Raw genomic sequence first — 8,848 nt, 5'->3', positions numbered from 1 at the left:
CCCGTACCCGCGCGTTCGCGGAGCAGCTCGCGGAGCAGCTCGACCACGCGGACATCCCCGCGACGAGCCTCCACGGCGACCTCAACCAGTCGCGCCGCATACAGCCCCCCCCGCCCCGAGCCGCAGCACGATCGACGCGCGAGCCCGCGCCCACCGACCACCCGTCCGCTACTGCGACGCCCGCCGAGCGCGGTACGCGGCCACGTTCGCGCGATTGCCGCAGTTGCCCGTGTCGCAGTAGCGCTTCGAGCGGTTGCGGGAGAAGTCCACGAGCACCGCCTCGCAGTCCTCCGCCGCGCAGACGCGGATCCGCTCGCGCTCGTCGCCGCGGATCACGTCGACGAACGCCATGGCGGCCTCGACCAGGATGCGAGTGGCGAGCGGGCTCTCGTCGCGCGTCGCGTGGAGGTGCCAGCCGTAGGGTCCGTGCCGGACCAGCTGCGGGAGCGCGCGGCCGGAGTCGAGCATCCCGTTGACGACGGGGACGAGGTCCTCCTCGGCGCGCGTGAGCCAGAGGGTGCGGAGGGAGGAGCGGATCGCCCGCACGGCCTCCAGTTCCTCGGCCGATCCGTCGCGGCTGCCCGTGTAGCGGTTCTGGAGGAGGAAGTCGTCCAGCTGCTCGATCGTCGCCATCTCGTCCTCGCCGGACGGCGACAGCTCGGGGAGCGTGTTGACGAGGGTGGCGGTGGAGGTCAGTGACGCCTCGACGTCATAGGCGAACACCATGTTGACTCCTGACAGTGCGGCTCAGTAGTGTGCGATCAGCTCGCTGTCACGAGTGTAATCCTTTTGACTCCTGAAGGAGCCGGCCATGACCGCCGAGAGCACCGCCGCCGTCACCCTCCCCGCCGCGAGCGCGCCCGCGCCTGCACGGCGCCTCGGCTCAGGCCTCGTCGCGGCACTGGCCGCGTCGGCGGCGTTCGGTCTGGGCGGGCCGTTCGTGAAGCCGCTCCTCGAGGCGGGCTGGACGCCGGCGTCCGCGGTCCTCTGGCGCGCGGGCGGCGCCGCCCTGATCCTCGCGATCCCGGCGGTCCTGTCCCTCCGCGGCCGCTGGCCCGTGCTCCGCCGCAACCTCGGCACGATCGCCCTCTACGGAGTCTTCGCCGTGATCGCCGCGCAGCTCTGCTTCTACAGCGCGATCGAGCACATGTCGGTCGGCGTCGCCCTGCTGATCGAGTACCTCGCGCCGGTGTTCCTCGTCCTCCTCGCCTGGGCGCGCACCCGCCGGCACCCCGGCCGCTTCACCCTCGCCGGCTCCGCTCTCGCGCTCGGCGGCCTGGTGCTCGTGCTCGACCTGTCCGGCGAGTCGACCCCCGAGCTGGTCGGCATCGCCTGGGCGCTGACCGCCTCGCTCGGCCTGTGCGTCTACTACGTCATCGCCGGTCGAGTGGATCCGGAGCTGCCGCCGATCGCGCTCACGGCGGGGGCGATGACGGTCGGCGCCGCGATCCTGCTGGCACTCGGGGCGCTCGGCGTCACACCGCTGCGCGCGACGTTCGGAGAGGTGGTGTTCGTCGGAGCGGAGGTCAGCTGGCTCCTCCCCGCGGGCGTGATCCTCGGCATGTCGACGGTGCTGGCGTATCTGCTCGGGATCGAGGGCGGACGCCGTCTCGGCACGCGGATAGCCTCCTTCGTCGGGCTGACGGAGGTGCTGTTCTCGATCGCGGCCGCGTGGCTGATCCTCGGCGAGCTGCCCGCGCCGATCCAGTTCGGCGGCGGCGCGCTGATCCTCGCGGGGGTCGTCCTGGTCCGGCTGCAGCGCGAGCCCGGCACCCCCTGATCGCGGGGGTGCCGCATCCGGGGCGCCGGGCACCCCGTACGCTGATCGCACTCATGCGCGAGCCCACCCGATCCCCGCGACGCGTCGCCGCGGTCCTGGCCGCCCTCGCACTCCTCCTCTCGGGCTGCGCGAGCACCACTCCTGTCTCGGAGCCGGTGGCGCAGGCGCTCGGAGCGGCACCCGCACCCGACTGGTCCGGCGTGAGCGTGACGGCCGACGTCGTCTACGACGCGAGCACTGGGCAGAGCGCCGACGTCTGCTCCTCCCCTGCCCCGTCGGCGGAGCCGCGGCCCGCCGTCCTCGTCGTGCACGGCGGCAGCTGGGCCCGTGGAGGCAAGGCCGACGCGAACTGGCGTCCGATCTGCCAGTGGCTCGGATCGGAGGGGTTCGTCGCCGTCTCGGTCGACTACCGCCTCGCGCCCGCCGCCGTGTTCCCCGCGCAGCTCGACGATGTGACGGCCGCCCTCGACTGGCTGCTCGAGCCGGAGCAGACCGCGCGCTTCGGCATCGATCCGGAGCGGGTGGCGGCCTTCGGCGGCTCGGCCGGCGGCAACCTCGCCTCTCTGCTCGGCACGCTGCCGGCGACCTCGTCGCGCCTGGCCGCCGTGGTCGACCTGAGCGGCCCCTCCGATCTCAGCGCCGCCGGCCTCGCCGACGACGACCCGGTGGTCGGAGTCGCGGCCGCCGTGCGCAGCTACCTCGACTGCGCGGACCTGGCCTCCTGCCCCTCCGCGACCGCCGCCTCGCCCCTCGCGCAGGTGGACGGCTCCGAGCCGCCGTTCCTCATCGCGCACGCGGCGCACGAGCGGGTCGCGCTCAGCCAGTCGACCCGCTTCGCGGAGGCGCTGCGCGGAGCGGGCTCGAGCGTCGACCTCCTCGTCCTCCCCGGCTCGCTGCACTCGATCGCGCTCCTCGACGACGCTCTGCGTGCTCGGGTCGTCGAGTTCCTCCGCGCCCACCTGGGCTCGTGAGCGGAGTCGTCGTCCGCCTCGAGGACGCAGCCGCAGCGGAGGGCCTCCTCGCCGCGGTCCCACCCCCGCACGCCCGCGTCCTGATCGCCCGGATCGACGGGGCGGCGGCCGGCGTGCTGGTGCTCGCTCCCGGCCCGGACGACTTCGCCGAGGTACTGGAGCTCGTGGTCGCCTCCGTCCACCGGCGCACGGGAGTCGCCCGACGGCTCGTCGCGGCGGCGGAGTCGTGGGCGCGGGTGCAGCGGATCCGCACGCTGCGCCTGGCCGCCGCTCCGGAGCTCGCCCCAGCGGCCGGGGCGCTCGGCTTCACGGCGATCGACGGCTTCGGAGCCCACGTCGGCGACGACGCGGTGCTCTGCTTCGCGCGTCCGGTCTGAGCAGCGCCCGCTCCGAGGCGAACCGGGTCCGAGGAGCCCAGCCCGAGGGCCCGCCCGGTCGGAGGCCGACACGGCAGGACGCCCGGCGCCATCCCTGTGCCGCTCCCGAGAGGCGGCCCCGCCTCGTCCGGCGCGCACCCCCGCCGTCAGTCGATCGAGCAGCCCGGCTCGTCCGACAGCGCACGCTCGATCCGCGCGCGGTGCTCGTCCGACATCGGCGGCAGCGCGTCGGGCGCGAACCAGCCGACCTCGGTCGACTCGTCGTCCGCGACGTGGGCCTCCCCCGAGATCCAGCGGCAGCGCACCACGTGGTCGAGGTACTGCGAGCGGTCCCCGTTGGGGTACTGCATCGGCGGGAGGGTGTGCACCTGCACGAGGCGCTCGACCTCGATCTCGACACCCGCCTCCTCCTGCGCCTCGCGGCGGGCGGTCCCGGCGACGGTCTCGCCCGGGTCGATGATCCCGGTGACGGCCGTCCAGGCTCCGGTGTCGGCGCGCCGGACGAGCAGGACCTCGAGCGCCGGCTCCTCGCGGAGGATCACCGCGGTCACGCCGGTGAGCCAGAGCAGCTCGGTCCCGATCCGCTCGCGCAGTCGCAGCACGAAGTCGGGAGTCGCCATCAGTGCTCTTCGGGTCGGAAGTCGAACGCGACGATGCCGGCCGTGTCGACGAACGGCCCGACGAACTCCTTGAACGCGTCGTGCGCCGGATCCCAGTGCGCGGGGTCCTCGACGGCCGGCCGGCCCAGGTAGTAGTGCAGGTCGCCCTCGGAGGAGAAGGTCAGCAGGAACGCGCGGTCGAAGCCCTCGCCCGCGCCCTCGATGCTCAGCTGCGGCCCGGTCTCGATCGACTCGATGTAGGGCCGTCCGTCGCGGACGCACTCGTCGGCGAGGGCGAGGAAGCGGCGGGTGACCTCGTCCGCCTCGGCGACCAGCGCCGTCGGGCGGAAGCGGATCAGGACGAGGTGCCGGATCGTGCCCGGGCGGAAGTCGCGGGCGACGAAGCGCTCCGGACCGATCTCGTCGAGGACCGCGGTGGCGCGCTCCGGGCCGCTGCGCCAGCGCGAGCCGACCGTCTCGGCCGCATCCCTGATGTCCGTCATGCCGACGCCTTCCCGGCGCGGGCGGCACGCCGCCGCTCACGATACCCCTCGACCAGGTTGTAGACGACGGGCAGGACCACGAGGGTCAGCACCGTCGAGGACACCAGGCCGCCGATCACGACGATCGCCAGCGGCTGCGAGATGAAGCCGCCGTGGCCCGTGATCCCCAGCGCCATCGGCAGCAGCGCGAAGATCGTCGCGAGGGCGGTCATCAGGATGGGCCGGAGCCGCCGCTCGGTGCCGTGCAGCAGCGCCTCCCGCACCGGCATCCCGCGGTCGCGGTACTGGTTCACCAGGTCCACGAGCACGATCGCGTTCGTGACGACGATGCCGATCAGCATCAGCACGCCGATCAGGGACGGCACGCCCAGCGGCACGCCGGTGATCACCTGCAGGAGGATCGCGCCGGTCGCCGCGAACGGCACCGACACGAGCAGGAGCAGCGGCTGCAGGAGCGAGCGGAACGTCGCCACCATCACGACGTAGACGATCAGGATCGCGACCAGCAGCGCGATGCCCAGCTGCGAGAACGCGTCGGCCTGGTCGGCGGTCACTCCGCCGAGGGAGGCGTCGAGACCGGCCGGAAGCGCCGTCGCGTCGATCGCGTTCTGCACGGCGACGTTGGCCGAGGCGAGGTCGTCGCCCTCCGGGGTGACGGTGATGGTCGCGGTGCGCTGGCCACGCTCGGTGGTGATGCTCGCCGGACCGTCCGTCTGCTCGACCGCCGCGAGGGTGGAGAGCGCGACGGTGCCGGTGAGGGTCGGCACCTCGAGGTTCCGCAGCTCGTCCACGGTGGCCGGCGGCTGCCCGTCGGCCAGATAGATCGAGAGGGTGCGGTCGTCGATCACGACGCTGCCGACCTGGCTGGGCTGGAGCGCCTGGCTGACGATCGTGCCCACGGCGACCTCGCTGAGCCCCGCCCGCGCCGCGGCGTCGCGGTCGACCCGCACCGCGATGTAGGGCAGCGAGGAGGAGAGGTTGCTCTCGGCCTGGCTGATCCCATCGGTCCCGCGCAGGGCCTCGAGGAGCTGGTCGCTCGCGCTCTGGAGGTCGCTCTGCGAGGCGGTCGAGAGGTCGACCTCGATGTCCGAGGAGGCGCCGAAGCCGGAGGAGGCGGCGACGCTGATGTCCTCGGCCGAGGCGACGCCCGACAGCGCGTCGCGGACGTCCGCCTGCACGGCCTCCTGGTCGGCCGACTCATCGGTGGTGACGGAGTAGCGGATCGAGGTGCCGCCGCCTCCTCCCCCGCCGAACGCGCTCTGCAGACCGCCGGAGGAGCCGACGGTGAGCTGGACGGTCTCGACGCCGCCGACGCCGAGGATCGCCGTGCTCGCCTGCTGCGCCGTCGCGTCCTGCGCGTCGAGGCTCTGGCCGACGGGGACCGTCTGGGTGACGGTGAAGGTGTCCTGCCCGCTGGAGCCGAGGAAGTTCGTCTTCATCAGCGGGTACAGCGCACCGGTCCCGACGAGCACGAGCAGCGCCAGGAGGACGGTGACGACCGAGTGCTTCAGCGTCCAGTGGATGATCGGGCCGTAGACCGACTGCAGCCCGCGCGCCCGGCGGCGAGCGGCGTGGGCGCCGTGGTGCGGGGCCTCGTCGACCGGCGCGGCGGTGTCGGCCGGGACGCCCGAGGCGGGTGCCCCTCCGGCCGCCGCGCGCTCCTCCGCGAGCGCCGCCTGCGCGGCCTGGCGCACCGCCGGCCGCTTCGAGGGGCGGAGGAACCAGTAGGCGAGCACCGGCACGATCGTCAGCGCCACCACGAGGGAGGCGAGCAGGGCGATCGACACGGTCAGCGCGAAGGGCCGGAACAGCTCGCCCGTGGTGCCGCCGACGAACGAGATCGGCAGGAACACCGCGACCGTGGTGATCGTGGAGGCGGTGATCGCGCCGGCGACCTCGCGGACGGCGACCGCGATGGTCCGGGCCCGGTCCTCGCCCGCGTCGAGGTGCCGCTTGATGTTCTCGATCACGACGATGGAGTCGTCGACCACACGCCCGATCGCGATGGTGAGCGCGCCGAGGGTCAGGATGTTGAGGGTGTAGCCGGCCGTCTGCAGGCCGATGAAGGTGATCAGCACCGAGGTCGGGATCGAGATGGCCGTGACCAGGGTCGAGCGCACCGACAGCAGGAACAGCAGGATCACCAGCACGGCGAAGACGAGGCCGAGCGCCCCCTCCTGCGCGAGCGACGCGATCGACTCCTGGATGTAGGGCGCCTGGTCGAAGACCGGGGTGAAGGCGGCGTTGTCGCCGATCGACTCCTCGAGGTCCGGGAGCAGCGCGGCCACGCCGGTCGACACGTCGACGGTGTTCGCGGCCGGGAGCTTGGTGATCGAGAGGGTCAGGGCGGGCTGGCCGTTGACGCGCGAGATCGAGGTGACGGGGGCGTCGGTGACGGCGACGGTCGCGACGGAGCCGAGGGTGGTGACCGTCGGCTCTGCGGTCACGGCCGCGCCTCCCGCCGCTGCTCCGGCGTCGGAGCCGCCCGCCGAAGCGCCGGAGCCCGCGGAGGCACCCGCGCCCGCTGACGCACCGGCGCCGCCCGCACCCGCGGAGGCACCTGCGGACGGCAGCAGCGGCAGCGCCGCGATCGCGTCGGTCGAGTCGAGCTTGACGCCCGACTGCACCGAGAAGGTCGACCCGTCCTGGGTGATCTGTCCGCCCGCGACGAGCACGCCGTTCTGCTGCAGGGCCGAGCGGATGTCGCCGGTCGAGAGGCCGGCCGCGGCGAGCGCCGCGTCGTCCGGGGTGATCGTGACGCGCTGGGCGGTCTCGCCGACGAGCGCCGCCTCGCGCACGCCCTCGACCTTCTCCAGGTCCGGGATGACCGTGGTGCGCAGGCGCTCGGCCAGCGCGTCCGCGTCGCCGTCGCTCGACACGGCGAGCTGCAGCACCGGCAGGTCGTCGAGGGAGCCGGTGACCACCTGCGGGTCGACGCCGTCCGGGAGCGTGCTCTTGATCCGGTTGATCGCCTGCAGGATCTTCTGCTCGGCGGTGGCGAGGTCGGTGCCGTAGGTGAAGGACGCCGAGATGAGGGAGGAGTCCGTGGAGGACGTCGCGCTGGTCGTCTCGAGCCCCGGCACCCCCTGGATGGCGGTCTCGATCGGCGTCGAGACGTCGTCGTTGACCACCTCCGGAGCGGCGCCCGGGTAGGACGTGACGACGGCGAGCTGCGGGAAGGAGATCGACGGCGCGAGCTCCTGCTTGAGCCCGGTCAGGGCGACTCCGCCGAAGACGGCGATGACGACGGTGACGAGCGCGATGAGCGCCCGGTTCTTCATGCTGAGGACCGCGAGGAGATGCACCCTCCGAGTCTTCCATCAGCCGACTGAGTGTTGGGAGGGACGCGGCGTTCCGGGGCGTGCGACGGGGCGACCGGCGCCACCGGCCGGCCCCGGACGCCCTCAGCCCAGGCGGACCTCAGCCGTCGACGACCCGACGGGGAGGCTCACTGCAGCGCCCGCCCCGGCGCTCGAGAGCGCGAAGTCCCCGGCGAAGGCCCGGACGCCGACGCGCCCCTCGGCGTCCGTCCGGAGCACCGTCGGCTCGAGCCACCAGTCCCCGCGGATTCGCGAGCGCAGCGCCTCGTAGGCCGGCTTCGGGCTCCCGTCGCGGCGGAGGAACCCGCCCGGCGCTCCGAGCCAGGCGCCGGCGTCGTCGAAGCCCCAGTAGGTGATCGCCTCGACCGCCGGATGCGCGACCAGCGTCTCGTAGTGCCGCACCATCTCGTCCGCCTGCCGCGCCTCCCCCTCCGGGGTGGTCGGCCAGTCCTCGACCACGTGGTCGTTGAGGTCCTCGATCTCGGCGGGCATCAGCTCGCCCGAGACGAGGGTGGTCTCGGTCCAGTGCAGCGGCAGGCCGAAGCGCGCGAACCTGTCGCAGATCGCCGTGATCTGCTCCTCCCCGCGGAACCCCTGGTGCATGTGCGACTGCAGGCCGATCGCGTCGGGCCGGATCCCGGCCTCGAGCACGTCCTCGATCAGCCGCTCGTACTCGGGCCCGAGGTCGAAGTCGTTCAGCACGAGCACCGGTCCGGTGCCGAGGCTGCGCGCCTCCGAGAAGGCCAGCTCGACCATGCCGACGCGTCCCTTCTCGCGGGCGAGGCGGGTGACGGCGTTCGTCACGCCGTCCGGCTCGTTCGCGAAGCGCGGCATGATGACGACCTCGTTGATCGCGTCCCAGGTGTCGATCAGCCCGGCGAAGGCGCCCACCTCCCGGCGGATGCGCGCGCGGAGGAGCTGCTCGGCCTCGTCCAGCGGCAGCGCGTCGAGCCACTCCGGCTTCACGTAGTGCCAGACCAGCGGATGCCCCTTCAGGCGGACGCCGTCCGCGGCGAGCGCGCGCGCCTCGGCGAGCACCTCCTCCGTCGCGGTGCGGCCGCGCTCCGGCTCGAAGCGGCCCCAGTAGACGGGGAGCGTCGCCGTGTCGAACAGGTCGAGCCAGAGCCGGCGCTCCTCGGCGCGCGCGGGGTCGGTGCTCGGAGGGGTGCAGCCGAAGCCGAAGGCGTGGCGGCGCTGCTCGACCGTCACGTCGGCGTGGGCGAGCGGAGCGCCGTCGGCACCGAGGACGGTGACGAGGGCGTCGGCGAGACGGGGGCTGAAGTCGGTCATGCGGGGCC

8 protein-coding genes are annotated in these 8,848 nt (G+C 73.5%); 3 read left to right on the top strand and 5 right to left on the bottom strand.

Features of this window, described 5'->3' with window-relative positions; all coding sequences use genetic code 11:
- Positions 1 to 168: 168 nt before the first annotated feature.
- Positions 169 to 726, bottom strand: coding sequence for a CGNR zinc finger domain-containing protein (locus C5C36_RS05210; RefSeq protein WP_104309369.1), 558 nt, complete (start codon positions 724 to 726; stop codon positions 169 to 171).
- Positions 727 to 811: 85 nt separating this feature from the next.
- On the opposite strand from C5C36_RS05210, the gene C5C36_RS05205 reads away from it, so the two are divergent.
- From C5C36_RS05205 to C5C36_RS05195, 3 genes are read left to right on the top strand one after another with little or no spacing between them, the layout of a single operon-like run.
- Entirely contained in the window at positions 812 to 1,780 is a 969-nt protein-coding gene (locus C5C36_RS05205) for a DMT family transporter (RefSeq protein WP_104257663.1), read from the top strand.
- Between the two features lie 53 nt (positions 1,781 to 1,833).
- The gene (locus C5C36_RS05200; RefSeq protein WP_104233121.1) at positions 1,834 to 2,751 is read left to right on the top strand and encodes an alpha/beta hydrolase; all 918 of its coding nucleotides are present in this window, start codon (positions 1,834 to 1,836) and stop codon (positions 2,749 to 2,751) included.
- Entirely contained in the window at positions 2,748 to 3,128 is a 381-nt protein-coding gene (locus C5C36_RS05195; protein WP_104255316.1) for a GNAT family N-acetyltransferase, read from the top strand. Before C5C36_RS05200 ends, C5C36_RS05195 begins: the two co-directional genes overlap by 4 nt.
- 146 nt (positions 3,129 to 3,274) lie before the next feature.
- Here the strand turns inward: C5C36_RS05195 and C5C36_RS05190 are convergent, their stop codons facing one another.
- The 4 genes from C5C36_RS05190 to C5C36_RS05175 all read right to left on the bottom strand — a co-directional run bounded on the left by C5C36_RS05190 (position 3,275) and on the right by C5C36_RS05175 (position 8,840).
- On the bottom strand, positions 3,275 to 3,748 hold the full coding sequence (locus C5C36_RS05190) for an NUDIX domain-containing protein (protein WP_104226172.1): 474 nt from the start codon (positions 3,746 to 3,748) through the stop codon (positions 3,275 to 3,277).
- Positions 3,748 to 4,230, bottom strand: coding sequence for a Dabb family protein (locus C5C36_RS05185; protein WP_104267150.1), 483 nt, complete (start codon positions 4,228 to 4,230; stop codon positions 3,748 to 3,750). The genes C5C36_RS05190 and C5C36_RS05185 overlap by 1 nt, the downstream gene beginning before the upstream one ends.
- Entirely contained in the window at positions 4,227 to 7,535 is a 3,309-nt protein-coding gene (locus tag C5C36_RS05180; protein ID WP_104309368.1) for an efflux RND transporter permease subunit, read from the bottom strand. The genes C5C36_RS05185 and C5C36_RS05180 overlap by 4 nt, the downstream gene beginning before the upstream one ends.
- Before the next feature lie 99 nt (positions 7,536 to 7,634).
- Positions 7,635 to 8,840, bottom strand: coding sequence for an endo-1,4-beta-xylanase (locus C5C36_RS05175; RefSeq protein WP_104309367.1), 1,206 nt, complete (start codon positions 8,838 to 8,840; stop codon positions 7,635 to 7,637).
- Between the last annotated feature and the right edge of the window lie 8 nt (positions 8,841 to 8,848).

It is taken from the genome of Rathayibacter sp. AY1G1 (assembly GCF_002932095.1).
Lineage (GTDB): Bacteria > Actinomycetota > Actinomycetes > Actinomycetales > Microbacteriaceae > Rathayibacter.
Note: the sequence above shows the minus strand (reverse complement) of the source record. Positions and strands in the feature narration are given on the sequence as shown.

What these genes read in the sequence shown, in the direction of transcription:
- C5C36_RS05205 (WP_104257663.1), top strand. Translation starts at nt 812, where the DNA reads ATGACCGCCGAGAGCACCGCCGCCGTCACCCTCCCCGCCGCGAGCGCG.
- C5C36_RS05200 (WP_104233121.1), top strand. Translation starts at nt 1,834, where the DNA reads ATGCGCGAGCCCACCCGATCCCCGCGACGCGTCGCCGCGGTCCTGGCC.
- C5C36_RS05175 (WP_104309367.1), bottom strand. Translation starts at nt 8,840, where the DNA reads ATGACCGACTTCAGCCCCCGTCTCGCCGACGCCCTCGTCACCGTCCTC.
- C5C36_RS05185 (WP_104267150.1), bottom strand. Translation starts at nt 4,230, where the DNA reads ATGACGGACATCAGGGATGCGGCCGAGACGGTCGGCTCGCGCTGGCGC.
- C5C36_RS05210 (WP_104309369.1), bottom strand. Translation starts at nt 726, where the DNA reads ATGGTGTTCGCCTATGACGTCGAGGCGTCACTGACCTCCACCGCCACC.
- C5C36_RS05190 (WP_104226172.1), bottom strand. Translation starts at nt 3,748, where the DNA reads ATGGCGACTCCCGACTTCGTGCTGCGACTGCGCGAGCGGATCGGGACC.